Origin of the sequence: Rhizobium sp. Rhizsp82, assembly GCF_047325115.1 — a bacterium.
GTDB lineage: Bacteria > Pseudomonadota > Alphaproteobacteria > Rhizobiales > Rhizobiaceae > Rhizobium.
This window is the reverse complement of the sequence record NZ_CP168569.1, coordinates 473,771-499,975: the sequence shown is the minus strand read 5'-3', so window position 1 is coordinate 499,975 and position 26,205 is coordinate 473,771. Positions and strand designations below refer to the sequence as shown.

Below are 26,205 nucleotides of genomic sequence, written 5' to 3'. Positions count from 1 at the left end.
AAGCAGCTTCGTTGTACGAGATCTGTGGTTCATTCCCTCGCATTCAAAGCAGCCAACCTCAGTTTGCAAAGTCGCTCGCTCTCCTCCCGGAGATGCCGCTCTTCATCTGCGGCGTCTGCTACAATCTTGTTCGTGCGTTCGAAGGCCGCTGAACGCTGTTGCACGGCCAGCGTCTTCCTGATCCTCGTTACGATGACAGCCATTCGTGAAGGTTTCCTCAGATGTGGGGAAATTGAGAGGGCGCTTCAACGGCTTCGGGCCCCGTGTCCAGTAGCGTATGGCCAGCCTTTCTTCTTTGCGGAGGCGCTGCATGTACACCATCTACGATCTGCCACCCGTCATCACGTGGACTTCCGCAGCGGTATCCGCCGGCGTCTGCGTGACGGCTTATGTGTGGGGTGAGACGACTGCTCCCTTCCTTGAGGTCGAGCGCCGTCGGGCCATTCCGCAACCTCCAGGATCGTCATGTCATCGCTCGACCACCTCGTCATCTTCCTGCATGGCATCGGCGCGTCTGGCGGGCAGCTCATGCCGCTGGCCAAATCATGGCGCGTCAGTCTGCCGAAAACGCGGATCGCTGCCCCAGACGCTCCCCTGCATCACTGGCGCGGCCACCAGTGGTTTTAGGGGACGGCAATCCCCTTGAACCAGCGAATGTCATGGCCGCGCGTGAAGCATTTGACGAACTGATGAACAAGGCGGACCTTCGCTCCAAACGGCGAATTGCAGAGGCATCGGACTAAGGTCGAATTGACCCCGGACTGAGGTCCGGGGTCTGGAACGAGTGCGCGGTGAGAAGGTTTGGCCTCCCGGTGGAACGGTCCATCAAAAAAGGAGGAAACATCATGAATATCAGAGCAGCAATCGCCGCCGCCGCGCTTATGACTTCGAGCGTTGCATTTGCACAGTCGGCCATGCCGTCGGAGAAGGTTATCACCTTCGTCCAAAAGGCTCCTGCTCCCGAGGAACGCGTGGTTGTCAAGGAGAAGATCGTTGTCGGACAGGCACTTCCTGACACCGTCGTGGTGACGCCGATCCCCGACGAAACTGGCTATGCCTACGCCATCGTCAACGATGAGCGCGTGATCGTCGAACCTTCCACCCGGAAGGTCATCCAGGTCATCCAGTAAGACAGTCGCGCCGTGATCGCCGGGCGGCGACAGCCGTCTACCATCAACAAGCGGCCACGCCTGCCGCAACACAAGCATTCGTTACGGCCGACGCTGCCTCTTCAAATTTGGAGATTATGTCATGAAACGAACCCATCTCGCCGCTGTGTTGGCCGCGTTATCTCTAAGCGTCTCGCCGTTAGCGACCACTCCGGCCGCCGCACAAAGCGGCACGAAAACGCAGTCAGACGCTCAATCCGGTTCCCAGTCAGGCGCGACCTCGACCAATGCCGTCTCTGGGTCCCAGTCAAGTCAGTCAGATGCCGGCTCGCATGCCTCCGGCACGGATTGCACTCCCGACGCGTCAGGCGCATGTCCGCAAACCAAGGATCAAGCCAAGCAGAAGAGCGACGAAGGGTCCGATGGGCAGGAGAGCAGGACAAAGCAGTCGACCGATGGTGCAAGCGGAACTGAGCCCCGGAAACCCTCTGCCGACATGAAGAAGACGTCTGCATCGCAAGACGCCTCCAGCGGCACGACGACCGAGCAGAAGGCGAAGTCTGGCACCAACGACGCGGCGACGGACGCGAATAACGGCACCACAAAGAACTCCAGCACGTCTGGCACGAGCCGTCAAGGTGGTGACGCTTCCAAGAGTTCTGCCGATCAGAACACCTCCACTCATAAGTCAACCGAGACGAACGTCAATAACAGCACGACAAGCAACGAGACGACCAATTCCAAGACCAACGTCAACGTGACCGTCGAACAGCGCACTGAAATCCGACAGGTGATCCAGGAAGTCCACGTTGCACCGGTCAAAGAAGTCGACTTCACGGTTTCCGTCGGCACAACTATCCCTAAGCGGGTTCACCTTGAGAGGCTGCCGCCGCGAATCGTTAAGATCGTACCGGCGTATGAAGGCTACCGCTTTTTCCTCCTTGCGGACGGCCGGATCGTCATCGTCGATCCGGACGCGCTGACGATCGTCTACATCATCGAGGCCTAGCAGGCAGTACCCGGCGGCGTCACTTTGCGCCGTCGGGGCCGCTGGAGGAATGTCCATGATCTACGGTGAAGAAAAATCATCAGGTATCGGTTTCCCGTTAATCGTCATTGTCATCGCTATCGCCTGCGTCTGCGGGGGCTTGGTGCTGACGACGGAGCGCCCGTCGCCCGCCCGCGTCTTCGTCCCCGCGGCTGGCATATCACCGTGATAGGCTATTAATACAAAGAGCATCAGACCCCAATCCGAGCTGATGAGGGATGCCTGACCACCTCACCGTGGAGCATGATCATTGACCGATAAGGCACCCTATATGCGACAACAAAGGCGAGCGGCGATCCCATGACGAGCCGCTCGCCACGCGCGTTCACAAAGCGCTGTCGAACTTTGGGCGACGATCTACCCGGGGTCCCGCGCTCCGATTTTCTCGTTTTCTACGTGATCGGCGCGACTATTGCGCACCCCGCCGTTGAGCTTTTGGAGAGAAGGCGTCCGGTGACAGCGGCCTAATCGTTGTGATGTCGGAGCTTCCGAGTCTCGCCTGAGTGCAAGCGTCGTCGTAGACAGGGTGCCTCGCATCGGCAACGCAACACACGTGTCGGCATCGAAGGGCTGGAAACTGAGATCGTCCTCGACAGATGGCGACGGTTGGTCTCAAAGGCTGCTGCCACATCGATCGGAAATTCCTTCCCATGCGGCTGGAGAAGCAATTCACCTAGTGAGAAATTGTAGTCCCGGTTCAGAAATCGTTTTCGTTTTCATCTCAGTGATGTCTGTCACGTATAAGGACGGTCAATATGTCGGATGTGAACATCAAGCGGCCCTTGTGGCTCACGATTACGGCCTGCGGTTTCGCAGCGGTTCTGTTTTCAAGCATCGCAATTGGAGGAAGTGCTTGGTATCGGCAATCGGTCGCCGTTGACGAAGCCCTTCACCGCGAGGCAGCAGGAGACCTTTCACTCATTCAGACCGATATGGCTGCCCAGCAGAAGGCCGCCTCGGCATTGGCTATCGCGCTCGCTGGAGAGCCTGACACGGCGACATTGGTTAAAGGCGGCGACAAAGACAATATAATCGCCCGCTATGTCTCCGCGATGCCGGCGATCAAAGACGCCGGCGGCCTTCAAAACATTACCTTCATCGATGCAAAGGGTATCGCGCTCGCGCGAATTCATTCACCGGACAAGTTTGGCGACGATATGACCGGCCGGCGGAAGACCGTCGTGGAGGCGCTAGCGAGCGGTAAGCTTGTTGCAGGGATCGAGCCCGGTCGGACGGCGGTCTCAATGTTCGCGTCTGCGCCGATCGTTGCCGATGGAAAGACAGTCGGGGTCGTCGATGTCGGCACGGGGCTCACGAACGACTATTTCAATACGATTGCCGACCGGATCGACGGCGCGATCACCGTTTACATTCTTAATGACGGCAAACTGGCGGTCCAAGCCTCGACGGGTTCGAAATCCAAGCTCTCTGCCGAAGAACTCAAGGCGGCAATGGACGGAGTGTTCAGCCCACGGGAGGTCGCCGACGGTGAGACGACAGTGGTCGTCAATGCCGTGCCGTTCAAGAACTTTTCGGGGCAAACCATTGGTGTGCTGGAGGTGGCGTCAAACGTCACCGACGTCGCTTCGAATGCGCAGGCCGCCCTCCTGACGACTGTCTTGGGTACGGTTCTAGTCGCAATCATTTCTTTACTCGGTTTTTATTTCTTTGCGCGCTCGCTTGCCGGGGTGCTCGCCCGGCTAACCGCAACCATGTCGAGGCTGGCCAATGGCGACCTCGCTGTGTCGATCGAAGGCACTGCGCGCCGTGACGAAGTCGGCGCAATGGCGCATGCGGTGCAGATTTTCAAGGACAATGCGATCCGAACCCTTCAGTTGGAGGAAGATGCGGACCACCACCGGAAAGCTTCGGATCAGGAGCGCCGCGAGATCGCTGAGCGCGACCGAGCAAGGGCGGAAGCCATGGCTCAAGCGACCGAGGGTCTTGCACGCGGCCTGGAGAAGCTTGCTTCGGGCGATCTCAGTGTACGTCTTGTCGATCGATTTGCCGACGAGTTCGAAAGCCTTCGTGTCGACTTCAACCGCGCGGTCGAACAGCTGCGCTCGACGTTAGCGGCAGTCGCAACATCCACGAGCTCCATCGAAAGTGGCTCGCGGGAAATCAGCCAGAGCGCCGACGATCTTTCGAGACGGACAGAGCAGCAGGCAGCTTCGCTTGAAGAAACGGCAGCAGCGCTGGACGAGATCACGGTTAATGTAGCGAATTCGTCGAAGCGGGCGGATGAGGCGCGCTCGATCGCAATCCAGGCAAACAGCAGCGCCAGCCAGTCGGGAGATGTTGTCCGTAATGCGGTCCAGGCGATGAGCAAAATTGAGAAATCGTCGAGTGAAATTTCCAACATCATCGGCGTCATCGATGAGATTGCCTTCCAGACGAATCTCCTCGCGCTCAACGCTGGCGTGGAAGCTGCCCGGGCGGGCGAAGCGGGGAAAGGCTTTGCGGTTGTCGCGCAGGAAGTCCGAGAACTAGCGCAGCGCTCTGCCAAGGCTGCAAAGGAGATCAAGGAGCTCATCCGTGCATCCGGTGACGATGTTCAGGACGGCGTCCAGCTTGTCAGTGCAGCTGGTGAGGCGCTCCAGAGTATCCAAGCCTACATCGTCAGCATGAACACCCATATGGATGCCATTGCTACTTCCGCCCGTGAGCAATCGGTCGGCCTGGCGGAGGTGAACACCGCTGTCAATCAAATGGACCAGGTGACACAGCAGAATGCAGCTATGGTCGAAGAGGCAAATGCCGCAGGTGCTACACTTGCCGCAGAATCCGCGAAACTGAAGTCTTTGGTAGGACAGTTCCGCTTGTCCGACGCCCCTGCGGCAACGGTCAGCATGGTTCAAGCCGCAAGGGTCATCACGGAACCAAGCGTCCGAGCTGTTGCCTCGCCAATACGAGCGATGACGGACAGAGTGGCCCGATCGTTTGGGGGCGGTCGCACCGCAACGGTGGTCGCTCCTGATCAGAACTGGGAAGAATTTTGATCGTCGTACCTCCCACTGCTCTAATATCGCCGACGCTGACGAGCGTCGGCCGATGTAATAATTACCAGAGCGGGCTCAGTAAACGTCTTTAGGAAGCTGATGGCGTTGGCGAGTTGTCAGCGATGTGGCCGCATTCACCAGGGTATGCGCAATCATAAAGGTCGACGACATCCGTCAACCTCTACCCTCCTCGTGTCGAGCGTATCCAGTGAACAAAACAATGTTCTCTGACATGTGCGGGACGATGCCGGACTTGTTTCCGGTTGAAAATGCTTGGAAGTGGGTGCCGACGTGCGTGGCTTCCGCGACCTGGCGCTTTAAGTGATCGTTTTAGAACGATGAGTTGCCGGGCTTGACCAACAGCGGCGCGGCCCGCCAAAAATCATGATCATTTCTTCACCGGTGGTAGCCGCGTAGCGTCAGGCAGGCCTTGTCCGTTATCCCTGGTTCTGGATGGTGGAAAATGACCGTGGTGTCTTTGCAAGGCCTGACGATCACGTCGAACAGAAGACCGGCGACACTCTTGTAGACGGCAGCCTTCTGGTCGTCCGTGATCTGATGAAGCTTCTGCTCCCGCCGACCTTCTACCACTGCTATTGCCGACGATCTCACTCACGCCTCAGGGGTAATGTCACGGTTCATAGGGCTACTATCGTCGCGACAATCGATCTCCGGACAATCGCGAGTTCTCTCGCAACCGTGACACGGAACTGAGTAAGCGCATGGGCATTTGGCTTTGAGGCGAGTTTGCAATTGAAAAACGTCGGAGATTAGCGTCCACCCATGATGGAGATTTTCACGCCGGCCGGTCTGACCGCACTGCTGCAGGTGATTACGATTGATCTTGTGCTTGCTGGCGACAACGCTGTAGTCATAGGTCTCGCGGCCGCTGGTCTTGAGCAATCGCAACGGGGCAAGGCCATCCTTGTCGGCATTCTCGCCGCCACCGTGGTTCGAATAGCTTTCGCCAGCGTCGCAGTCTATCTTCTTGCCATCGTCGGTCTTCTCCTCGCAGGTGGACTTTTGCTGCTGTGGGTGTGCTGGAAGATGTGGCGCGAACTGCGGTCAGGCCACCGCGGCGAGGAAGTCCCACACGAGGCGAACACTCCCCGAAAGACATTCCTTCAGGCTGCAACGCAGATCATCGTCGCCGATGTCTCCATGTCGCTCGACAACGTGCTGGCAGTCGCCGGTGCTGCGCGCGAACATCCGAGCGTTCTTATACTTGGCCTGATGCTGTCCATCGCATTGATGGGGTTGGCAGCAAACTTCATTGCCCGCCTGCTCAACAGGCATCGGTGGATAGCCTATATCGGCCTTGCCGTCATTCTCTACATATCGCTTGACATGATTTATCGAGGGGCGATCGAAGTCACGCCTTATCTGATGAAAGTGTCGGCAACGTAAATTTGCGCCCTTCCCGGCCCAACTGGGAACGGCCTGCCCGCGGTCACAAACGTTGAAGTTGCTCATGTCGGCTGATAGGGACGCTCCTGGCGTCGGTTTACGCTCGCCGGAGAAAGACCAACAACCGCAACGCCTGCAGCGTTGTCGAGAACTGGTAGATCACCACGCGACTGTATCCCGTCTGAGTACGGAAGGTGTCAGCTGCCAGACGGTAAAGGCTTTCCGGGCCCCGTCTGTTCGAAGTCCGAAACAATGCCATCGAGATCTTCGAGGAAGAAAGCTGCGGTCCCGACGCCATCGGCGTTCCGAAAAGCCTCGACGACGACATTCTCGCCCTTTGGAGCGCGACCGGGTCGAGCAACTGTCCGGAAGCCCGCACGGAACCTGCAGTGGACCGCCACCGCCCGCCCCGCGCCGAATGTTTTAGGACAGCTGTTTGGTGCGAGGACGTCGAAGAGGCGTCGGCCAGTCAGGCCTTGAACAATGGCGCTTTTTCGGCGCCGCGTCGGCGAATTTGTCTTCCTCCCGTCGACCGCGACCATACCTCTGGCTGCCGCAAATGGGTTCGGTGCGCTTCACGACGGGCATGTTCCTCGAGAATGAGAGCGTAATTTCAAAGCTACGCTCGGGCCCTGACTAGCCCCTCCAGCGTCGTGTCGTCAGAAAACACAGATGAAAGGGGCAGCCAGAACGGCGGTGGCCGCGGGTCAGTGCAAGATCGACGCCTTTGCCTGGTAGTCGAGCATGCGCTCGACGCGACCGATCAAGCGGCAAACCCGTCGCAGCGCGCTTAGGCCAAGCTCGTCGGTCGCATTGTCGCGGGCCATGTCGTCCATTTGGCGGGCGACACAAAGAAGGCTGTTAGCGAGCACCGGGCGGTCCATTTTCCCTGCTTCGCGTGCAAGTCGGCGAAGGTTCTCGGCATAACGGACGGCGATGTCCGCGGGCGTCGTGGCGGGGACCTTGTGTCGACCGGTGGGCGGGGTGAAAGCCGACCGTCTCATGGCAGCCCCTCCACCTTCGATGAAGAACGTTGCGAGCCGCCTAACGATGCTAATCTTTGGATGCTCATGATGCGTCTCCTAGAAAACGGATGAAAATCCTCAGGTGAATTGGAAGATCGGAGCCGTTGACATCAACTTCAAGACCTAGCCGAAGGCGGTCTAAAAATTTTTGTCTCAGATCTCTTGAAGCCCGAAAAACGCGATCCCAAATCGTCGACACGGTCTTCCAATGGGGTCCGGAAACCGGAGGCGCGAGTTGCCGCTGCGTCTCCTTCCAACTCGCTTCACGGAGGTTTTGGGATGAGAAATGAACTCGATTTTTCACCGCTGTACCGGTCCAGCGTCGGCTTCGATCGCGTCGTTAAGCTGCTCAACAATTCGCAGCGCCTGCAGGCAGTCGACTTTTGGCCGCACTATGACATCGTCAAGACAGGCGAGGACGAGTATCGCATATCAATGGCGGTTGCTGGATTCGACGAGAGCGACCTCGACATTACCCAGGACCGCAACTTCCTGGTCGTCAAGGGAAGCAAAGCTGAAGACCAGCAGGGCGAATATCTGCACCGCGGCATTCCAGCACGAAGCTTCGAACGCCGTTTTGAACTTGCCGATCATGTGTGGGTCGAAGACGCTTCGCTCGCCAGCGGGCTTTTGACGGTATCACTTCGTAGAGAGATCCCGGATGCCCTGAGACTACGAAAGATCGCAATCGGATCGGGCAGCCAGGATACCGTGCTGCAGATCGACGCCAATCGGCACACAGCGTAATCCCTGGGTTAGAGGCTGCGGCAGGCTAGCGGGTGCCAGTAGAATGGATCCGGTGGCGGGCCGGCCCGAGTTTCGAAAGCAAGAAATTCTTCCCATGCATCATTCTTCAAACATCGCACAGTTGTCCGTCGAAGAGCGCGAACAGCTCTTTATTGCGGTAGGCCGTCTGCTGGACGGCGCTGCTCTTGAATCCATGGCCGAGGGTAACCGCAAGTTTGGTGTCTTGTCGAAGACGATGGCCGAAGCCATTCTTCTGAACGCCGACGAACTTGCTCGAGACGATGTTCGTCATGCGGAGAACGTGCTCAGGCAGGCCAACGAACTTATCAAACAGTTCGGTGCGAGCCATCCGTATAGGATGCTCAGCTATTCGGTTCACTGACGACCGCCGGAATAGTGCCCGAATCGTCGCGGCTTTATCCTCGCCCATCGTCATGTCACCCTGCCGATCGCTCGTCAGCAGTCGCTGATAGGTCCGCTCTTGAACGGCTGGCTAAAACGCTGCACGAGTTGCTATCGGAGGCGGCGACACGATTGCCATGGGAGCCTTGACCGGCCCCTGATCGTGACGGAGTGCCATGGCGCACGTTTCATTGCAGATTTTTTCACAGGTGACGGAAATCCATTGCCGTCCGGGCCGCTTTCCACGGGAGTGTCATAGGCGGCCCGATTGAGACGCGCTGTTCATGAAATACCCTTTAATCGATTGGCGGTCCGATCAATTCGATGCTATTCTGTCGCGGGGCACAGCAAGCTTCCGCTGATCTATTTGGGTGATTGGCAACTGCGATGACGGTTCGCCCGCTGGGCAGACATTGACGCTGCGCGCACCATTTCTTCGAAACTGCCGTTGATGATGCTCAGAAACCGAGCCCGCGTGAGATGATCTTGAGCATGTGCGCCTTGTCGCCGGGAACGTATGGGAACCGCCGGTGTAGACTTGCGAGATTCCGCCTCGACCATGAAGCGCACAATTCCGTCAATGACGTCTCCAACGGCCCGCGTGGAGGCGCGGTGATATGGCCCGTGTCCCGTCACGGTTGAGGGGCCTAACGCGGATCGGTCGAGCCCGTGAAAGACCGGTTCCGAGTCCTTCCGCCGAAGAGTATCTTGCTGAGTGTGTGGCTCCTGCGGGGCATCATGCGAAACAGCGTACCTAAAGCAGTAGTCTTATGAGGGACTTCTCGTCTTTAACGCCGTTACGGCATGCGAGGAGGATTTGCTTTGCAATCTCTTCTCGGTGCATGTCGAGCGTGACCTGCTTGACTACGCAGATATGATCGAACACTCGCTGGCAAACGGCGAGCTCGTCCGGCCACAAAGTCGTGTCGTCTTTCGAGAAAAACATGGCGGCAGCTCCATGCGCTTACATTTTGTCGAACTTTAGCGCCGACGGTGTTTTGTGCCAACCCAAGCCCGCCCAACGAAACTGCCTTGGTCGAGCTCAAGAGCCGCGCCAGTGCAAACGCGGCTTTCAGTCACCGGTGCTTTGCCGGTGGAAAGAGAGCGCAGTATGTCTGAAATTCGCTACCGATAGCTTAGTAGTCTGAGAGTTGGAAGACTCGGTAGCGCTTCAAGCTTTCGGCGCTCCGCGCTAACTGTCCAAAAAAATGCAGAGGATGTAATCGCCGCTTCGCTAGCCTGACGCCTGCGGTGTGCCATATTCCCTGCGCCAGAGAGTGAGCTAAACCCCCTGGGCATTAAGGTGGCAAGTCCAAGAGTGCCGACGATGAGTGCGCCGAACAGCGCTTTTAAATTCAGCCTTGGCATCCGATCGAGCTCAAGGATATCCTGGCTCACCCAGCCAGTGCGCCTCGATTGCAGGACAAGCAGTCATAATCATTCGATACCAGATCCAATCAGCTCTTCTCTTCGACGTCCATATCAAGTCGCTTGGCGAGAGCGGCTACCTTGTTCGTAAAGTCGTCCACCATCGCTTGAACCTGCGCGTCGATCTGTTCGATTTCATTCGGCGATTGAGCGCTTCGCAATGCGATCGCGCCGATGCTCAGCAAAGTCCGCTGCATGAGGTTTATGTGCTGAAACAAGCCCGCTATATCATCGACCGTTGCCGGTGTGTCGCCCTTACGAAACTTCGTCACCATCTCCCCCGCTGCTTCCTGTGTGCTTGCTGTGAAATAGTCTCAGACTTGGCAAATGCCCGAACATCCTCGCCAGATCGGGCCTGCCCTCTGCCGCCCCATGATTAGCGCGGCGCGCAGTCGGTAAGAGGTTTGGCGATGATCGTCAAGATGGGTGCAGTGGAGGATGGTGGTCAGCCACAAGAGGAGGGCTCGCCACACGATACACAGGCGAGCCCTCCATGCGACACAGTGGTTCGCCAGGTCGCATGTTGCGGCACCGACCTAATCACATCGGATGAAAAGAGTCCTTTGAAATCGTTGGTCAGACAAACGTACTACGAAAGCCGAATCGCCTCCTACCGGCATTGGGAACCAAAACCTTCCCCTGCGCGTTCAGTGCGCACATTTCACAAGAGGGTAGCTATGGACACCAATCTCGCCATCGCAGCATTTGCCGCAACACTTTCGTTCGTCTTTATGGTGTGGGCAATCGGCCGTACCTACTGACCAGTAAACGAAAAGCCCTGGTAAAGCGAACTGACAAAGGGAGCTCGCCAGCATCCCCAAAACGCACGGCCGTTGTTTTCGTCTACCGGATTCAAGTATTCTCTGCCTTGATCATAAGCCCCAGTGTTTGATAAACCAGACCTTCACCAGATGGGCCAACGCCGCGTAGGTCACCAGCATCACCACGAGCATTGGCCAATATAGTAGCGGCAGAGGCGCGAAGCCCAGGGCCGACCCCGCCCAGGTGAAGGGGAGAACGATGCCCAAGGTACTTATAACAAGCGAGGTCGTAATCAGTGTCGCGCTGGCACGGCTCTCGATGAAGGGGACGCGGGCTGTCCTGATGATGTGAATGATTAGTGTTTGGGTCAGCAGAGACTCCACAAACCAACCTGTCTGGAACAGCGACGGATTATTCCAGGCGTTGAAAATGAATAGCATCATGCCGTAGGTGGCATAGTCGAAAATAGAGCTGATCGGCCCTACGAAAATCATAAATTTGAAGATGTTGCTGATTTCCCAACGCCGAGGACTGGCAAGGTAGTCTTCATCAACGTTGTCCGTCGGGATCGCCGTTTGTGAGAAATCATAAAGCAAATTGTTGGTCAGTACCTGGATTGGGGCCATCGGCAGAAACGGCAGAAAGATGCTTGCGCCGAGGACACTGAACATGTTTCCGAAGTTCGAGCTCGCGCCCATCTTGATGTATTTGGTGATGTTGGCGAAGGTGCGCCGTCCCTCAATCACTGCGGATTGCAGAACGAGAAGGTTCTTTTCCAGCAAGATGACGTCGGCCGACTCTTTCGCGATGTCGACTGCGGTATCGACGGAAATGCCGACGTCAGCGGCCTTGAGAGCCGGGCTATCATTGATCCCGTCGCCTAGGAACCCGACGACATGACCGTTCCGGTGAAGTGCTGCAATGACCCGCTCCTTCTGGGCTGGGGTCAACTTGGCGAAGACGTCAGTCTGCTCGGCAGCAACTGCAAGTTCTTTGTCCTGCATGACGGCGATCTGACTGCCCAGTATGATCCGTCCCGGCTTGATCTGCACTTCCGAACAGACCTTTCGGGTGACGATGTCGTTGTCGCCGGTCAGGATCTTCACGGTAACACCTCGCGACTTAAGCGCCGCGATAGCCTGACGCGCCGACTCTTTCGGTGGATCGAGAAAGGCGACGTAGCCTAGAAGGGTGAGTTCGCTTTCGTCTGCGAGGCCATAGTCCTGTTTGTTACCGTCGAACTCTCTGAATGCGACCGCGACGACGCGGAAACCGTCCGCATTCAGGGCCTCGGTCTCCGCCTTGGCTGTTTCGAAATGACCAGGGTCTAGGGGGCCGGTCTCGGCTCCCAGCGAGTACCGTGTGCAGACCGCAAAAATCTCCTCTACCGCGCCCTTGCAAATGAGCAACTGGCGCCCGTCCGGGCGGATGACGACAACCGACATTCGGCGCCGGGAGAAGTCGAACGGCAACTCGTCGACCTTGATATAGTTCTCGGTTCTGAGTTCGCCATGGAGCTGCACATGGGCCAGCACGGCCTCGTCGAGCAGGTTGCGTAGACCCGACTGAAAATGGCTGTTAAGGAACGCGTACCGCAAGACGTCGTCGGATTCGTCGCCGCGAATATCAAGGTGACGTTTCAGAATGATACGGTCCTGTGTCAGCGTACCGGTCTTGTCGGTGCATAAAACGTCCATCGCCCCGATGTTCTGGATGGCGTTCAGCCGTTTGATGATTACTTTCTGCTTCGACATTGCGATCGCGCTTTTTGCAAGGTTCACCGTGACGATCATGGGAAGCATTTCGGGCGTCAACCCAACTGCCACGGCGACCGCAAACAACAAAGCTTCAAGCCAATCGTGCTTGGTGAGCCCGTTGATGAGGAACACGGCGGGCCCCATTACAAGGATAAAGCAGATCATCAGCCATGTGAATCGCGCCACGCCGCTGTCAAACGCCGTTGGTAACTGTTTGCCAGCCAGGTCATGCGCAAGTTGGCCGAAGAAAGTCGATGGACCAGTCCGAATAATAACGCCGGTGCCAAAGCCCGAAACGACGTTGGCCCCCATAAAGCAAAGGTTGGATAAGTCAAACGGGTCTGCTTCAACGGTGCATTCGGCGTCCGAAAACTTTTCTGCTGGCATCGCTTCACCGGTGAGTGCTGATTGATTGACGAACAGGTCCTTCGTCTCGAGCAGCCGCAAGTCCGCAGGAATCATGTCTCCAGCAGACAAGCGAACGATGTCCCCTGGTACGAGCGTCTCCAGTGGCACGTCTGCGAAAGAACTGCCTTCCGGTAATGGGATGCGTCTGACGCTCGCACGTGTGTGTACCATCGCGCGCAAGCGGGCCGCAGCTTCATTGGATCTATGCTCTTGGACAAAAGCTGTTGCGACTGCGAGCGCGACCATGACCATGACCACCATGGCGGCACGGACATCGCCGAGGAAGTAGGAAACGATGCAGAGCGTCAACAGCAGCCCGTTTAGCGGGTTCCTTAAAAGGCCCCAAATTTCCTCGACAAGGCTGGTACGCTGTTCCTTGCTAACGATATTGGGACCGAATTGACGCAGCCGTTCGCCAGCTTCGTCGGCCGATAGACCCGTTGGTGCCGAGAGCATCCGCTCATAACAGGCGGGCGGCGTCAGGCCAGCAATTAAGGCGAGGTCGCTGTCAGTCGCCGCTATCAGAGCCTTCGGCGAACGTGCAAACACTTCTTCGCGCGTCTTCTCATTTCGAGCCAGCTTAGTCTCAGTGTCCATTTCTCATGTCCCAGCTTTAGGCGGACCCCGCTTGGCGGGCTTCTCAGAAAAAGAGAATTACGGCGCGGGCTGATACCGCAGCAAGCCAATCGGCTGCTCTAGATGACGCAACAAGGTTGCCATGACACCAACTTCATGCCGTGACCCCATGCGGTCGGCGAGAAAGGTCACGGAACGACTTCGGTAGGCCTCCCATGCCCGTTGAATGCACGTTTAAAGCTCGACCCAGAAGCCACACTTACGGGACGTCTTAAGGGATACTTCCACGGTCGTCATGGTCAGTTTCTGATGATCACAATCGTCTTTTCGGTAGCGGCATGGCGCTTCAAGTGTAATTTTGATTTCGCTAGGAACTACTGCATTGATGCGTGTCAAAGACTACAGAATACTTCTGCCAATTGGCCTGCGCCACGCGAAGTGAGGCACGGACCCCCTAACGAAACGAACTGCCCCTCGCTTCAGGATGAGGAGATGGATGATGAGCATGATTTCGGCGCATCCTGCATTGTCGCGAACGATGCAGGGCGAGGATATGCTTTAGGCAGATGAGGTGGTGCCAATGTTGCGGCTTCAAGAGCTAGGCTGTGCTCGCAACACTGTCCGGCGGTGCGGGAGGGTGGAGCGGTGCCACTCAAAAAGCCGGTTCGCTGCACTGCTTTCGATGGCTTGGATGACTGGCTGCGCGAAAGCTTCTTTCGGCACCACGGCAATGCCGATGTGATCCGACAGGAGCTGGCCAGCGAGCAAGGAATGATCATCGGTTTGCGCTCTGTCGAGCTTTGGGTGCGGGAATGGCGGCACGAATTTAAAGTGCAGAAGCGGGCAACAGTCCGGTTTGAGAGCTGCTCTGTTTCCGGCTCGGACAAGATGGCGAGAGAGGCACCGGCGAAGGAGCCGCCCGGGGTTCGCAAAGCCGAAAATTGGTACCACGACCAAGGCTACCGGCTTGTGTAGCAGGTGCTCAAGATGATGGAGCGGTGATTCCTGATGAGTGGCCTCCGGCGTGCCTGGAGTAACCTTCAGCGGGATGGTAAGCGCAATAAGAACGCCGGCAAGTGTCGCGTGGATGCCGGAGAGGAACACAAGAAGCCACAGCACTGCGCCAAGCGCGATGTACGGCCATAGCATCACGACCCTCGATCTGTTCAGGCCGTACAGGACACCAAGCACGATGGCGGCGGCTGCGAGGGCCAGAAGGTTGAGCTTGGACGTGTAGAATAGGGCGATAACCACTACGGCGCCAAGGTCGTCGATGATCGCGAGCGCTGCGAGGAAGATCATCAACGACGCCGGCACGCGCGGGCCGAAAAGCGAGAGGATACCCAGAGCGAACGCGATGTCGGTCGCGGTCGGAATAGCCCATCCGCGCAGAGCTGCTGGGTTTTCCCAGTTGAAGCCGACATAGAACAAGGCGGGGAAGATCATGCCGCCGAGCGCAGCCGCGCCGGGTAGGATCCTGCGGCTCCAGGACGAGAGCTCGCCGTCCAGCATCTCGCGCTTGTTCTTGAGCCCGACAAGCAGGAAGAACAGCGCCATCGAGGCGTCATTTATCCAATGCTGTAGGCTGAGCCGCCCGATATAGACGTGCAGAGCTTGAAAGTAGTCCTCGGCATGGCGAATTGGCCGTCATGATGGCGGCAAGTGCCACAGCCATGAGGACAAGACCGCCAGAAGCCTCGTTGTCGAGGAAGTGGCGAAGGGTGGACCTGATACGGCCCGTAGGAATAGGCGACGACATAGGTCAGCGCTCCCTTGTGGAAGTTTGATCGTAGTCTCCGTCAATTTCGGGAAAGCCCGCGGCGCACGCAGCACACGCCATTGGGACTAGAAATACGGATGCCAGGCTTGTCCAGCAAAAAGCAGATCCCGACGCCGCGCGTGACTGAAGTTGTCGGGTCATCCAGGCGTCCCGAGGGGGCCGTTCAGCCGCAGCGATCGACGGCACGCCGAAGCCTGCCGTGAATCTCGTCTGTCCTTGCCCGCTGCCGACAGAGGTCAATCATTCTTAAGTTCGGCCATGATTTGGTTGTATCAGTCTCTGGAGTGATCGTGTCTGCGTTCGATTGTGTGCTACTTTGCTTCATTCGTCGTTTGTTGCCCATGCGCCCAGCGATGAGTGTCAGGTTGCCCAGGCCAGGGACCATGAGCCTGGCCAAACTTGCATGCTTACGATGTGGTGCCGAACAGAACCTGGATCTCCGCCGGGCCACGCGGGCTTGCTCAACTTGTGCGTGGGGGCGGGAGCGAAGACAATTTCGGCCCTGCGCCGGGCGTTGCAACGCACCATCCCGAGGCGCCAGCCAGGGTATGCTAAACGACAAGACGGGCAGAAGCGACGTGGCGATCGCATTGATCATCGGCATTTTTCGTCGCCAGCATCAGACCCGGGACGATCAGGAACCCCCGCCGATCCGGAAGAAGTCGGAAGCGGCGCCCACGGCGAACGCCATGGCTGCAGTGACGAGACACATTCTCAGATAGTCCGGGCGGTGTTAGGTTGAGCCGGACTCCCTGGGTTTGAGCATTAGCGCACCGACGACGCCCATCAGGATCCCGAACATGAAGATCGACTTGCCGAGGCTAGAGCCGGCCAGCGCGCCAAGAACGCCGAGCGTGAAGCCGTCGATCAAGTCGGAGCTGACGGCCGCGGGAACTGAACCACTCATGTCATTCTGCTCCGCGCTCTGTCGTAGACTGTCATCCCGATCAGCATGGCGACGACGAACAGCGCTGTCTGTGGGATGCCAACCGACAGGGAGGCGACTGCAGGGCCGGGGCAGAAGCCGCCGATCCCCCAGCCGAGACCGAAGAGTGCCGAACCGATGACCAGTGGCGCGTCGATCCTTCGGTTCGTGGGCACGTGGAAGCTGTCGTCGAAGGCGGGATGACGCATCTTTTTCATCACCTGTACGCCGACGAAGGCGATGGCGACGGCGCCGCCGAGGACGAAGGCGAGACTTGGATCCCAGTTGCCGAAGACGTCGAGGAAGCCCTGGACTCGAACAGGGTTCAGCATGCCGGAAAGCGACAGGCCCAAACCGAAGACGATGCCTGAGGCAAGAGCTGCGCCGACCTGATAGATGTTTCCGGTCATAGTCCGATACCTCGAAGAACCGTGACGGCGATTACGCCCGTGGATAGGAATGTGGCGACCGCCACCATCGATCGCGGCGACAGGCGGGCAAGCCCGAGAACGCCGTGCCCGCTGGTGCATCCAGCGCCCATGCGCGAACCGAAGCCGACGAGCAGCCCGGCAACGATGATCAGCGGCCAACCAGCTGTGATCACGACGGTCGGCCAACCGCCGACCACCAGCCGATAGACGAGCGGCCCGACCGGGAGGCCAAGCACGAAGGCGAGATTGGTGGTCAGTCCGATGCCTTGGGCCAGACGCCCTACAATGCCGCTAATGCCGGCGATCCGGCCGTTCAGAAGCAAGAGCATGACCGCGGATGCGCCGATCAGCATGCCGCCGGCCAACGATTGGAGATATGGGGTCATGTCTCTTCCTTCGCGCAGAAGATATCGTAAAGGGCGCCGACGAGCTGGGCCGCTTTCTCCTCCGTCAGGCGGTAGAAGATCTGCTTTCCGTCGCGCCGGGTTTCGACGATCCCGGAGTTCCGCAGCACCGTCAGATATTGGGAAAGATGCGGCTGATGGATGTCGAGCTTTTCTTCGAGTTCGCTGACCGAGAACTCGCCCTCGACCAGCGTGCACACGATCATCAGGCGCGCCTGATGCGACAACGTCTTCAGGAGACTTGCGACCTCTCCGGCCCGGCCGGCCATCTCTTCGGGGGAGAGGCCTGCCTTCGCTGCAGCTTTCGATACGGTACTCATTCCCATGCGGCTCCCTGCAATGCGTCGAGCGGAAACTTGAGGTAGCGTTTGCCATTGGCTTCCGGCTCCGGCAGACGTCCACCCCGGATATTCACCTGCAGCGCATGCAGGATCAGTTTCGGCATCGGAAGCGTCTTGTCGCGCTTCGTCCGCAGCGCCACGAACTGCACCTCACTTACGCTGGCAAGATGCTCGTTGGACTTCTTCTGCTCGGCGATCGTGCTCTCCCAACGCGGAGCACGACCGCCCGGCTGGTAGTCGTGTCCCGTGAAGATGCGGGTCTCGTCCGGGAGGGCGAGGATGTCCTGGATCGACTTCCAAAGGATGCGGGCGTCGCCACCCGGAAAGTCGGCGCGCGCCGTGCCGCTGTCGGGCATGAACAGCGTGTCATGAACGAAGGCTGCGTCTCCGACCACGTAGGTGATCGAGGCGAGCGTATGTCCGGGCGAGAACATCACCTTGGCGTCGATCGAACCGACCTTGAACGTCTCGCCGTGTGCGAACAGCCGGTCCCACTGTGAGCCGTCTGCGACAAGCTCTGGCCAGTTGTAGATGCCCTTCCAGAGCGTCTGCACATCCACGACGCGTTCGCCGATCGCGGTTCTGGCACCAGTCTTCCCCTTGAGGTATTGAGCCGCTGAGAAATGGTCTGCATGCGGATGGGTGTCGAGGATCCACTCGACCGTCAGGCCATTCTCCATGATATAGTCGAGGATCGCGTCGGCATTGATGGTCGCGGTGGCGCCGGACTTCTCGTCGAAATCGAGCACCGGATCGATAATGGCGCATTTGCCTGTCGCTGGATCGGACACGACATATTGGACGCTACAGGTGCGTTTGTCGAAGAAGCCTTTCACCTGCGCGCAGCGTGCCGCGTGCTGCTTGAGCCAGGCCGCAGCGGCGCTAGTGTCGAAGCCGTGGGCACGGCCAAACTCGACGACGTCTTCGGCAGCCATCCGCCCGTCCAGAACCTCGCCGATCAGATACAGGCTGAGGGATCTCGTGCCGGATTTGCAATGGGCGAACACCTGGCCGTCGGACCCGTCGAGCACCTTCTGGAACGAGCGCACGTCGGCTTCGGTGATGGTGCCGAGCGTGACCGGAACGAAGGAGTAGGAGAGGCCGCAATGTTCGGCCGCCTGGCGTTCGGCGTCCGTTCCCGGCTGAGCGGCGTCCTCTGCGTCGGGACGGTTGTTGATGAGCGTCGTAAATCCCAGTTCACGCAGGGAGCGGATGTCATCGACGCTCGGCTGCGGCGAAACCGATAGCTTGTCGGAGATTTTAGCGATCGACATGTCTGGCTCCACGTTCGCTTAACAATATATAAAATAATATATTGTATAATATTATATGCAATAGCCCGATCGGGCGTTGTTATGCGACCGTCTCAGCGCTTGACGATGAACCGACATCGCGACGGTAGTCGGGCGACGGACTATCCACCTATCGACGCAGAACTTCCAATTCGCTTTACGAACCGCCGCTCTACCAAGTGGCAGGTAATCTTTCTCTGGTTTGGCTTGTTGCCCTCAATCAGGAGCGGGCGGCTGCAGGCAGCAGCTCGCCTCGCGAAAACTAGCATTCCTTATGTATCAAAGCACCAATACGTGGACGCATTGCGACCTCCCGCATGATACTTGTTCCGGCGGCTCAGCCGAGGCGATCCCATCTGGCTTGCCGGGACATGTACTTTCCAAAGGCTGCTTATCCGAGCCACTGGTTGCCCCAAATTCAAGGCCTATCGCCCCATATCAATGCGACATAAGGAAAGACAATATCGCAAAGCCCGTGTTTGGATAGCGCCGGTCTCGTGGGAGCAATGGCGTGCGTGAGGCTGCTCCCTCGAGCCGGCAATGAAGCTTGGAGGTCAGCCCTTGTAACTTCCTTGATCAAGCGGCAATGAGGTCACATTTTGTCGGGTCGTGCCGTCGGAGGACGCCGGCGCGATCTGTTTCGCGGGATCTTTTGGCACCTCAGGCCGAACACGCAACGCCCGCAGCGCATTCAAAATGACGGCAATATCGATTGCTTCCTGGAGGATGGCGCCCTGCACAGGCGTTAGATAACCGAACGCCGCCGCGACCATGCCGACGATGGACAATCCGATGCCCGCCACGACGCTCTCCAAAGCAATGCGGCGTGAGCTTCGGGCAATTTTGATCCCGCTTCCAAGGCGGTCGATCTTGTCGACCAGCAGCACGACGTCAGCTGCCTCGGCAGACGCCGAGGCCCCCCGAGCTCCCATGGCCACGCCGACATCGGCGGCAGCGAGCGCGGGGGCATCGTTAACTCCATCGCCAACCATCATGACAGGGCCGCTCTTGCGTTCGGTTAGTACAAGCATAACCTTTTGATCTGGGAACAGCCCGGCGCGAATCTCATCGAGACCAAGCCCCTCTGTGACACGTTTGGCAACCTCCACCCGGTCTCCAGTCGCAAGGAGAACGCGCTTGATGCCCTGACGGCGCAATTCAAGGAGTGTTGACGCGGCATCTTCACGTAAGGGATCCGCCATGACAAGATGGGCTGCCAGGCAATCATCGACGGCCACCGCGGCAAGGACGGAACCTGACGCCAGGACCGGATGTCCAACAGGTTGCGGCCTCACATAGCTGCCGACGAAGTCGTTCCCTCCCACGGTGACCTTGTGGCCATCGACGATACCCCTGACGCCTTCGCCAGGGAATTCTGCCGCTTCGACCGGTATGGACAATTCCAGTCCTCTTGCCTCGGCCGCTGCCACAATGGCTAGCGCGACAGGATGCTTCGAAGCCTGATCGAGGGATGCGGCAAGTCGAAGTATCTCATCTTCCAACATGTCAGTGTGTCTGTCGATCGCGACAATCTGTGGCCGTCCATCCGTCAGCGTACCAGTCTTGTCGAGAATAAGCGTCTGAATGCCTGACATCGCTTCAAGAGGCTTCGCCCCTTTGATCAGCACGCCGTAATGCGCCGCCCGCGAAAGACCGGCCACGAGCGCAACCGGAACGGCTAGAATCAAAGGACAAGGCGTTGCTACTACCAGCACCGCTACGGCGCGAATCGGATCGTTCGTGAACCACCAGGCTGCTAAGGCGAGTGCGATGGTGATACCAAGAAATCCCAGCGACCAGCGGTCTGCAAGTCGCGACATAGGGGCCTTTGACTGCTGCGCTTCTTCAACCAGACGGACAATACCTGCATAGGTACTCTCCTTTGCTGGTCTCGTGGCGATCAGGTCGAACGCGTCTCCCGCATTTGTCGAACCACTCATGGCCTCAGAGCCCACGGCAAGCAGCACGGGTAGAGACTCGCCCGTAAGTGCAGATGTGTCAACAAAGGCGGTGGTCGATGCTACGGTGCCGTCTACAGGGACTGCGTCGCCCTGTCGGATAAGAAGCCTGTCGCCCGCGACTATCGCGTCCAGCGGGACATCCTCAAGTTGGCCATTGCGATGTCTCGTCGCACTACGGGGAACACGTGACATAAGTTCACGCATCTCGCGACGGGCGCGACCCTCCGCAAAGCTCTCGAGGAAGGTGCCGCCGGCGTACATCACTGCCACGATCGCGGCGGCTAGGCACTCGCCAAAGGCGAGCGCGACTGACATTGACAGTGCCGCAACGATATCTAGGCCAACTTCTCCGCGCCAGAGATCATGAATGATCTCAAAAACAAGGGCCATAAAGATCGGCAGTACACCTGCTGTCCAGACCACCCATGCAAAATCTGGCCAGCCCGAGAGGTTGAGCATAAGTCCGCCAATCAGCCCCGCCGTCGCGATGACCAAAAGGACCAATTTCGTTCGAACACGACTGACAACGGCCATGAGCCTCGCCCTTGCTGCCACGATTAAACTCTTGCATGACTAGAAGCGGAGTGACCTCGAGATAAGGCCTTGGCTGGAGCGTCGCTCAGGTATGCAATGCAGAATAAGGCGGAGCGATATCTGCGTATTTGAGGAATTTCACGCGTGCATTCCTTACTCCAAGCTCAAGGGGATTTCATTATAGAGACACCGCTTTTGCCAGATGTCTTTGACGCCGGTCAAAGTCTAGGCGACAATCGACGCATTACGCAGATGCAGCGAACTGCATCCTGCTGCCTCCCTGGCGCTTGAGACTTTCCACGCTCATCGTTGAGAACCCCACACAAACGGATTTAATCAAAAGCATCGGTTCGCGGCCGATCTGTTCGCTGAATAGCCGGCTTCTTCAAGGCTCTGGCGAGCTCCGACTGCATCATTTGCGGCAGGTCAATGACAATAGCGCGTGATCCGGCGAATTCGAAAGTTGGCATGGAGGCACGATCATGGGGACCACCGTAGGAAAAGCAACGTCAAAGCTCGTACAGGAACCGGAGCCGTATAGCGCCAATGCCATGCCGCGTCGGCTCTCGGAGTTTATCTGGATGATGGGAGGCGGCCACCAGGCACTGCTCGTGCTTCTTTCGGTCCTTCTCTTTGCCGTTGGCATCCTTCCGCTGGAAGTCCAAAGACGTATAATCAACGGCGCCACCAAAGACGCCGGCTTCAACTCAGTTATGGTCTTGGTTCTTATTTATCTCGCGCTCGTTCTCGGCGAGGGCGGGATCAAGCTGATCTTGAACGTTTATCGCGGGTGGATTAGCGAAATATCAGTTCGTTGGCTGCGACTAGCGGTCATTAATGCCAGAGAGCACGATCGAGATTCCACGGTAGCTCTCGCCGAGGGCGTCGAAATGTCCATTGTTCTCGCAGAAGCTGATCCAGTCGGCGGGTTTGTTGGAACGAGTATTTCTGAGCCCATTTTGCAAGCGGGCGTTCTCTTTGCTGTCGGCAGTTACATGATCTATCTGCAGCCATTCCTTGCGCTGGTCGTCATTGCTGTGTTTTTTCCCCAGGCGATCTTAGTCCCGATCCTTCAGGGAAAGATAAATCAACGTGTAAAAACGAAGGTCACCGTGACGAGGCATCTGAGCGAGGAGATGGTGGATCGCGCGTCGCAAAGAGCGCCGCTTCACCGGGTCGCGCGCGTTCAGCGCCTTTTCGCGACCAATATGAGCATCTATCGGCTGAAGTACACGTTGAATTTCTTAATGAACTTACTCTTTCACCTCGGATATGCTGGGATTTTTGGCCTTGGAGGCTATTATGTCATCAAGGGACGCATCGAGATCGGAACGGTGGTTGCATTCATCGCAGGACTGAACAAAGTATCTGATCCGTGGGGCGCTCTGGTAGACTGGTATCGCGATCTGCGTGCAACTCAGGTGAAGTATGAACTAATCCGCGACGCGAATGTTGCCGCCTTGCGGGGAGAGTGACGGTTCAAAAAGACCGTACTTGCGCAGTCCACGCGTGAACGACCGAGCGGCACCCATTGGCCTGGGATTTCTGCTCCGACACGTGATAAGGGTGCGACAATGGGCGCGAATATTGCAAGCCGCGACTAGCGAGAGTTTCGAAACTTCTACTTCACTCGGTCGCCTTTGTCGCGCTTCCAGTCCGTGCCCAGATATGACGCTGCCTGCGATCGCCGTTGAAGAAAGAACTCATAAACGTACCGTCTTTGACGCGCTCGGGCCTGGCACAGGAAGCGTCATCCCGGCTCATGTTCGCGACGGGCGATGCCGACGATCGTCGCGTCCGAACACCAGAGTTTTGCCATCGCAGATGTCGCCACAGTCGCTATGTCTTCCTTCGTCGGCGGAGGGCAGGAAGCAGTGATTGTTTGAGTTGATACCGGTCTCTTCACCACCGGAAATGTCTCATCGACTACGGCCGCTCGCTGACGTAGAACATGCTTCCACATGAGACCATCAGCAGGGATGAGGCTGCCAGCGGAGAGGCGCGTCGCGGGATAAGACTTGGCTTCGCATAGAAACCCCGTGTCATGGCGCTAAGGTTCGCCAACACTGTCTTGTTTGAGACCAGTAGGGCTGGGATCGGGTCGCTGTCGCATGTCCGCCCACGTCTCCGAAACTAGGGCGCGCCGCTGGCATCGATCCTTCACGTTGAAAAATCCGAGCTACTGAGTGAGCGTGCGACGCGAAGTATCGTTCCCGCAGCAGAGATCGTCGATCCTGCCTCCTTCGGCAGCTCACTCCTATTGATCGACGAGTGCCTCAAGGAGCTGTCCGCAGCGATTTTCTAAGGATACTAAGGTCTGATGCTAATCCCGGAGGGACGCGTATTGCGCTCGCGCGGCCGTGATCTGCGGGCATAAGCAAGCTTGTCGAGGCGCTAGCCTCATAAATCCAACTTCCGCCCGCTTTGTGTCCGGCTTCGCGACTGCAGAGCAAGTCGTTACCAGGTGTGATACGTTAATGCGCAAGAAAGATCGGTACACGGCTGTCCTCGATCATACTGCGCGTCACCCCTCCGAACAGCGACTCCTGCCAGCGTGGGTGATTGTAGGCTCCCATCACAATGAGGTCAGCATTGACATCTCTGGCATGCTGCAAAAGGACTTCGTCGGACCTTGCTCCACCGCTCGCGACCCTGTCGACCTGAACCTTGACCCCGTGGCGGCTCAGGAAAGTCGCGATGTCCGCGCCCGGCTCTTCGCCGTTAATGCCGAAGCGTGCCACCGGATCGACCATTGTCACATATACACATTCTGCCGACTTCAAAAGATCCAGGGCCTGTCTTGCCGCACGGGAGGCTTCGTCGCTTGAATCCCAGGCCAACAAAACCGACTTTGACGTGGGTGACATCGGGACCGCGCCACGATTGATGATGATCGGCGTTGGCGTTTGAAACAGCGCGCCGTCGATTATCCGTTTCCGCAGATCCTCGTCTCGCGCAGACTGTCGACCGACAAGGACGACATCCGCATAAAGGGCTCGGTCAGCGACGTCCTCGCTGGCGAAGGCGTATTCTGTGTAGATGTCCTGCACCTCATAGGATAGCCCGGTTCTTGAAAGCTGCGCCTTGATGTCATCGGCTCTCTTTCCGAGTTCATCAATCTCTTTTTGTCGCTCGTCCAGCCATATCGTGGAGAGCGAGCTGTATTCCCCAACCATCATGGGAGGGCTGCTGACATAGATCAAGATTGCTGTCAGGTGGGCTCCGCAAGCGTCGGCGAAGTCAACAGCTGCCTTCAGGTCTTCATCGTGGTTTTGCGCGCTCAGGATGCTCAATATAGTCCGGATTGCCATTTCGATCACCTCTCTCGATTGATCTGTCGAGCTTATCGTTGGCGAACCATCTGTCTTTGATCTCCGTCAAGCGCTCAGCGCCGCTAGAGATGTTTGAGCGAGATCAATGCGGCGCGGGCGCCGGTTTGCGAGGTTCCGAACAAGCGTGCTTCCAATGGGAGAATGACATGGACCAGCAAAAGACGAGAACAATTCTTCAGGATCTGAAACGTGATCTCTTGCAGCGTGAACAAGCGATCTCAGCTGATCTTCACGTCGCGCTTGACGCCGACGGTGAGGAGCGAGCGACACAAGTGGAGAATGATGAAGTGTTATTGCAGATGCATGCCGAGGGGCGGGGGCAAATTACTTCGATCGACGCAGCCCTTGAACGCCTTGAAAACGGGACCTATGGCAACTGCTCGGTCTGTGGCGATCCGATATCTGGAGATCGCCTTGCGGCGGTCCCCTACACGCCATTCTGCATCAACTGCGCGGCTGCCCTGGCCAGGCGGTAGACCAGGCATGGTTCCGACAACGGCTCCAGAGGCCTCTCCCTTTACTTGGCCGAAGCGATGGGGATAGGCCTCTTGATGGTGACCATAGGATTTTATGGAGCTGGCTTGCCGTCTTCCCGGTCCACACCTGCAGGAAGCAACGGGAGTCGCAGCGTTTTCAGTGAGCGAGCAGGGTTGGCAGCGTCGTCCTCACCAGAAGATCCCGCGTGACACCCCCGAGAATGAACTCACGAAAACGAGAGTGCCCATACCCGCCGGCAACGAGCAGGTCGGCCCGCCCTTCGGCCGCGGCTGCCTGAAGAGCAGCAGTGGGGCTCTCTTCATAGGCTTGTACCGGTATGTCATCAACTTGGTAACCGGAATATCTCAGAGCCGAGATGAACATCATTCGGTCTCCCTCATCAATCTCCTTGTCATCCGTGACGGATATAACCTGCAAGCGCGTTGCACGCTCCATGAAGATGCGCGCAGCACAAACTGCGCGGGCGGCCGCCACACTTCCATCCCAGGCAATTGCAACCGTGTCAAAGCGACTGCTGACGCTCGTGGCGGGAAAGAGGACAATTGGACGCCCAGTCTCGAACAACAACGTTTCGGAGAGCTGGCGCGAGAGTTCCGAGGCCTCGACAATCGAGAGATCGTGAGCTCTGCCGATCCGGGCGAACCTTTCGAAGACGAACGGCTCTCTGGCCTCAAAATCGTGGACCCGGACCGTGACCCCGCTTTCGGAGTGGGCATCGGCAAGGTGTTCTTTGAGCGCGGTTGCACTGTTGAGGCTGAAACTCTCAGCTTGCGCACGCCAGGTGTCGATATCGATTGCTGTCGGAAAGGGCGGCGATATCCGCGGTACGCGAACCTGAGGAATACTGGCAACGAGTTCCGCCCCGTTGTGGCGCGCCAGATCAAGTGCGTTGTCTACAACCGTAAAGGACCCTGCGTCGGGATAGGTCGGTAATGGCAAATGGAACTGCGGCTTCATGCTGGCCTCCAAACTTTCTCTCTCGACACCATGGCTTAAACTGCACGCGGTGCATTGCGCTTGATCAAGGCGCGTGCGCCCT

22 protein-coding genes and 4 pseudogenes are annotated in these 26,205 nt (G+C 57.8%); 12 read left to right on the top strand and 14 right to left on the bottom strand.

All coding sequences use genetic code 11. The features are described from left to right. Positions 1-29: 29 nt before the first annotated feature. On the bottom strand, positions 30-203 hold the full coding sequence (locus ACEN84_RS02500) for a hypothetical protein (RefSeq protein ID WP_162708791.1): 174 nt from the start codon (positions 201-203) through the stop codon (positions 30-32). Positions 204-465: 262 nt separating this feature from the next. On the opposite strand from ACEN84_RS02500, the gene ACEN84_RS02495 reads away from it, so the two are divergent. From ACEN84_RS02495 to ACEN84_RS02475, 5 genes and pseudogenes are all read left to right on the top strand, one after another. Further along, entirely contained in the window at positions 466-627 is a 162-nt protein-coding gene (locus ACEN84_RS02495) for a hypothetical protein (protein WP_354541191.1), read from the top strand. A gap of 290 nt (positions 628-917) precedes the next feature. Further along, a pseudogene (locus ACEN84_RS02490) lies at positions 918-1,130 on the top strand (DUF1236 domain-containing protein); the annotation flags it as partial. 121 nt (positions 1,131-1,251) lie between these two features. Next, positions 1,252-2,118 (top strand): DUF1236 domain-containing protein, encoded by an 867-nt coding sequence (locus ACEN84_RS02485; RefSeq protein ID WP_112720322.1) that lies wholly within the window; start codon positions 1,252-1,254, stop codon positions 2,116-2,118. A gap of 55 nt (positions 2,119-2,173) precedes the next feature. Beyond that, positions 2,174-2,326, top strand: coding sequence for a hypothetical protein (locus tag ACEN84_RS02480; protein WP_199630027.1), 153 nt, complete (start codon positions 2,174-2,176; stop codon positions 2,324-2,326). A 586-nt stretch (positions 2,327-2,912) separates the two neighbouring features. Further along, positions 2,913-5,156 carry a methyl-accepting chemotaxis protein gene (locus ACEN84_RS02475; protein ID WP_413708520.1) on the top strand — a complete coding sequence of 748 codons (2,244 nt, stop codon included), beginning with the start codon at positions 2,913-2,915 and terminating at the stop codon, positions 5,154-5,156. 396 nt (positions 5,157-5,552) lie between these two features. On the opposite strand, the gene ACEN84_RS02470 is transcribed toward ACEN84_RS02475, so the two are convergent. Then, on the bottom strand, positions 5,553-5,747 hold the full coding sequence (locus ACEN84_RS02470) for a hypothetical protein (RefSeq protein WP_112720320.1): 195 nt from the start codon (positions 5,745-5,747) through the stop codon (positions 5,553-5,555). Positions 5,748-5,942: 195 nt separating this feature from the next. On the opposite strand from ACEN84_RS02470, the gene ACEN84_RS02465 reads away from it, so the two are divergent. Then, positions 5,943-6,563, top strand: a complete 621-nt coding sequence (locus ACEN84_RS02465) for a TerC family protein (RefSeq protein WP_112720328.1) — start codon at positions 5,943-5,945, stop codon at positions 6,561-6,563. Positions 6,564-7,270: 707 nt separating this feature from the next. Here ACEN84_RS02465 and ACEN84_RS02460 read toward each other — a convergent pair. Beyond that, positions 7,271-7,567, bottom strand: coding sequence for a hypothetical protein (locus ACEN84_RS02460; protein WP_112720318.1), 297 nt, complete (start codon positions 7,565-7,567; stop codon positions 7,271-7,273). A 300-nt stretch (positions 7,568-7,867) separates the two neighbouring features. Here ACEN84_RS02460 and ACEN84_RS02455 point away from each other — a divergent pair, with 300 nt between their 5' ends. Together ACEN84_RS02455 and ACEN84_RS02450 are read left to right on the top strand one after the other, a co-directional pair. Further along, complete coding sequence (locus tag ACEN84_RS02455) at positions 7,868-8,335, top strand: Hsp20 family protein (protein ID WP_112720317.1); 468 nt, start codon at positions 7,868-7,870, stop codon at positions 8,333-8,335. A 94-nt stretch (positions 8,336-8,429) separates the two neighbouring features. After that, a complete protein-coding gene (locus ACEN84_RS02450; protein WP_112720316.1) occupies positions 8,430-8,717 on the top strand; it encodes a hypothetical protein in 288 nt (95 codons plus the stop codon). Between the two features lie 1,477 nt (positions 8,718-10,194). Here the strand turns inward: ACEN84_RS02450 and ACEN84_RS02445 are convergent. Continuing rightward, positions 10,195-10,440, bottom strand: coding sequence for a hypothetical protein (locus ACEN84_RS02445; RefSeq protein WP_148195208.1), 246 nt, complete (start codon positions 10,438-10,440; stop codon positions 10,195-10,197). Between the two features lie 135 nt (positions 10,441-10,575). Here ACEN84_RS02445 and ACEN84_RS02440 point away from each other — a divergent pair, with 135 nt between their 5' ends. Continuing rightward, positions 10,576-10,926, top strand: coding sequence for a hypothetical protein (locus ACEN84_RS02440; protein WP_413708519.1), 351 nt, complete (start codon positions 10,576-10,578; stop codon positions 10,924-10,926). A 111-nt stretch (positions 10,927-11,037) separates the two neighbouring features. On the opposite strand, the gene mgtA is transcribed toward ACEN84_RS02440, so the two are convergent. Further along, positions 11,038-13,689 (bottom strand): magnesium-translocating P-type ATPase, encoded by a 2,652-nt coding sequence (mgtA, locus tag ACEN84_RS02435; protein WP_413708518.1) that lies wholly within the window; start codon positions 13,687-13,689, stop codon positions 11,038-11,040. 475 nt (positions 13,690-14,164) lie between these two features. On the opposite strand from mgtA, the pseudogene ACEN84_RS02430 reads away from it, so the two are divergent. Then, a pseudogene (locus ACEN84_RS02430) lies at positions 14,165-14,532 on the top strand (IS21 family transposase); the annotation flags it as partial. A gap of 5 nt (positions 14,533-14,537) precedes the next feature. Here ACEN84_RS02430 and nhaA read toward each other — a convergent pair. From nhaA to ACEN84_RS02395, 7 genes and pseudogenes are all read right to left on the bottom strand, one after another. Further along, positions 14,538-15,427, bottom strand: a pseudogene (gene nhaA, locus ACEN84_RS02425) (Na+/H+ antiporter NhaA); the annotation flags it as partial. A gap of 568 nt (positions 15,428-15,995) precedes the next feature. After that, positions 15,996-16,301 (bottom strand): annotated as a pseudogene (locus tag ACEN84_RS02420) (TSUP family transporter); the annotation flags it as partial. Positions 16,302-16,351: 50 nt separating this feature from the next. After that, entirely contained in the window at positions 16,352-16,783 is a 432-nt protein-coding gene (locus tag ACEN84_RS02415; protein ID WP_413708517.1) for a DUF6691 family protein, read from the bottom strand. After that, positions 16,780-17,190 (bottom strand): YeeE/YedE family protein, encoded by a 411-nt coding sequence (locus ACEN84_RS02410; RefSeq protein WP_130284474.1) that lies wholly within the window; start codon positions 17,188-17,190, stop codon positions 16,780-16,782. The genes ACEN84_RS02415 and ACEN84_RS02410 overlap by 4 nt, the downstream gene beginning before the upstream one ends. Continuing rightward, the gene (bigR, locus tag ACEN84_RS02405; protein WP_112720310.1) at positions 17,187-17,534 is read right to left on the bottom strand and encodes a sulfite-sensing transcriptional repressor BigR; all 348 of its coding nucleotides are present in this window, start codon (positions 17,532-17,534) and stop codon (positions 17,187-17,189) included. The genes ACEN84_RS02410 and bigR overlap by 4 nt, the downstream gene beginning before the upstream one ends. Further along, positions 17,525-18,823, bottom strand: coding sequence for a bifunctional sulfur transferase/dioxygenase Blh (gene blh / locus ACEN84_RS02400; RefSeq protein WP_112720309.1), 1,299 nt, complete (start codon positions 18,821-18,823; stop codon positions 17,525-17,527). The genes bigR and blh overlap by 10 nt, the downstream gene beginning before the upstream one ends. A 572-nt stretch (positions 18,824-19,395) precedes the next feature. Then, on the bottom strand, positions 19,396-21,336 hold the full coding sequence (locus ACEN84_RS02395; RefSeq protein WP_413708516.1) for a heavy metal translocating P-type ATPase: 1,941 nt from the start codon (positions 21,334-21,336) through the stop codon (positions 19,396-19,398). Between the two features lie 482 nt (positions 21,337-21,818). Between ACEN84_RS02395 and ACEN84_RS02390 the strand changes: the two genes are divergently transcribed. Continuing rightward, on the top strand, positions 21,819-22,811 hold the full coding sequence (locus ACEN84_RS02390; protein WP_413708515.1) for an ABC transporter ATP-binding protein: 993 nt from the start codon (positions 21,819-21,821) through the stop codon (positions 22,809-22,811). A gap of 999 nt (positions 22,812-23,810) precedes the next feature. Here ACEN84_RS02390 and ACEN84_RS02385 read toward each other — a convergent pair. After that, positions 23,811-24,647 carry a universal stress protein gene (locus tag ACEN84_RS02385; RefSeq protein ID WP_112720307.1) on the bottom strand — a complete coding sequence of 279 codons (837 nt, stop codon included), beginning with the start codon at positions 24,645-24,647 and terminating at the stop codon, positions 23,811-23,813. 167 nt (positions 24,648-24,814) lie between these two features. On the opposite strand from ACEN84_RS02385, the gene ACEN84_RS02380 reads away from it, so the two are divergent. Next, positions 24,815-25,144 carry a TraR/DksA family transcriptional regulator gene (locus ACEN84_RS02380; protein ID WP_130284466.1) on the top strand — a complete coding sequence of 110 codons (330 nt, stop codon included), beginning with the start codon at positions 24,815-24,817 and terminating at the stop codon, positions 25,142-25,144. 157 nt (positions 25,145-25,301) lie between these two features. Here the strand turns inward: ACEN84_RS02380 and ACEN84_RS02375 are convergent, their stop codons facing one another. Beyond that, positions 25,302-26,123: a universal stress protein gene (locus tag ACEN84_RS02375; RefSeq protein WP_413709000.1), complete on the bottom strand. Its 822-nt coding sequence runs from the start codon at positions 26,121-26,123 to the stop codon at positions 25,302-25,304. Between the last annotated feature and the right edge of the window lie 82 nt (positions 26,124-26,205).

Coding starts and splice junctions, on each gene's coding strand:
- ACEN84_RS02500 (WP_162708791.1), bottom strand. CDS start 203: ATGGCTGTCATCGTAACGAGGATCAGGAAGACGCTGGCCGTGCAACAG.
- ACEN84_RS02495 (WP_354541191.1), top strand. CDS start 466: ATGTCATCGCTCGACCACCTCGTCATCTTCCTGCATGGCATCGGCGCG.
- ACEN84_RS02485 (WP_112720322.1), top strand. CDS start 1,252: ATGAAACGAACCCATCTCGCCGCTGTGTTGGCCGCGTTATCTCTAAGC.
- ACEN84_RS02480 (WP_199630027.1), top strand. CDS start 2,174: ATGATCTACGGTGAAGAAAAATCATCAGGTATCGGTTTCCCGTTAATC.
- ACEN84_RS02475 (WP_413708520.1), top strand. CDS start 2,913: ATGTCGGATGTGAACATCAAGCGGCCCTTGTGGCTCACGATTACGGCC.
- ACEN84_RS02465 (WP_112720328.1), top strand. CDS start 5,943: ATGGAGATTTTCACGCCGGCCGGTCTGACCGCACTGCTGCAGGTGATT.
- ACEN84_RS02460 (WP_112720318.1), bottom strand. CDS start 7,567: ATGAGACGGTCGGCTTTCACCCCGCCCACCGGTCGACACAAGGTCCCC.
- ACEN84_RS02455 (WP_112720317.1), top strand. CDS start 7,868: ATGAGAAATGAACTCGATTTTTCACCGCTGTACCGGTCCAGCGTCGGC.
- ACEN84_RS02450 (WP_112720316.1), top strand. CDS start 8,430: ATGCATCATTCTTCAAACATCGCACAGTTGTCCGTCGAAGAGCGCGAA.
- ACEN84_RS02445 (WP_148195208.1), bottom strand. CDS start 10,440: ATGGTGACGAAGTTTCGTAAGGGCGACACACCGGCAACGGTCGATGAT.
- ACEN84_RS02440 (WP_413708519.1), top strand. CDS start 10,576: ATGATCGTCAAGATGGGTGCAGTGGAGGATGGTGGTCAGCCACAAGAG.
- mgtA (WP_413708518.1), bottom strand. CDS start 13,689: ATGGACACTGAGACTAAGCTGGCTCGAAATGAGAAGACGCGCGAAGAA.
- ACEN84_RS02415 (WP_413708517.1), bottom strand. CDS start 16,783: ATGACCGGAAACATCTATCAGGTCGGCGCAGCTCTTGCCTCAGGCATC.
- ACEN84_RS02410 (WP_130284474.1), bottom strand. CDS start 17,190: ATGACCCCATATCTCCAATCGTTGGCCGGCGGCATGCTGATCGGCGCA.
- bigR (WP_112720310.1), bottom strand. CDS start 17,534: ATGGGAATGAGTACCGTATCGAAAGCTGCAGCGAAGGCAGGCCTCTCC.
- blh (WP_112720309.1), bottom strand. CDS start 18,823: ATGTCGATCGCTAAAATCTCCGACAAGCTATCGGTTTCGCCGCAGCCG.
- ACEN84_RS02395 (WP_413708516.1), bottom strand. CDS start 21,336: ATGGCCGTTGTCAGTCGTGTTCGAACGAAATTGGTCCTTTTGGTCATC.
- ACEN84_RS02390 (WP_413708515.1), top strand. CDS start 21,819: ATGGGGACCACCGTAGGAAAAGCAACGTCAAAGCTCGTACAGGAACCG.
- ACEN84_RS02385 (WP_112720307.1), bottom strand. CDS start 24,647: ATGGCAATCCGGACTATATTGAGCATCCTGAGCGCGCAAAACCACGAT.
- ACEN84_RS02380 (WP_130284466.1), top strand. CDS start 24,815: ATGGACCAGCAAAAGACGAGAACAATTCTTCAGGATCTGAAACGTGAT.
- ACEN84_RS02375 (WP_413709000.1), bottom strand. CDS start 26,123: ATGAAGCCGCAGTTCCATTTGCCATTACCGACCTATCCCGACGCAGGG.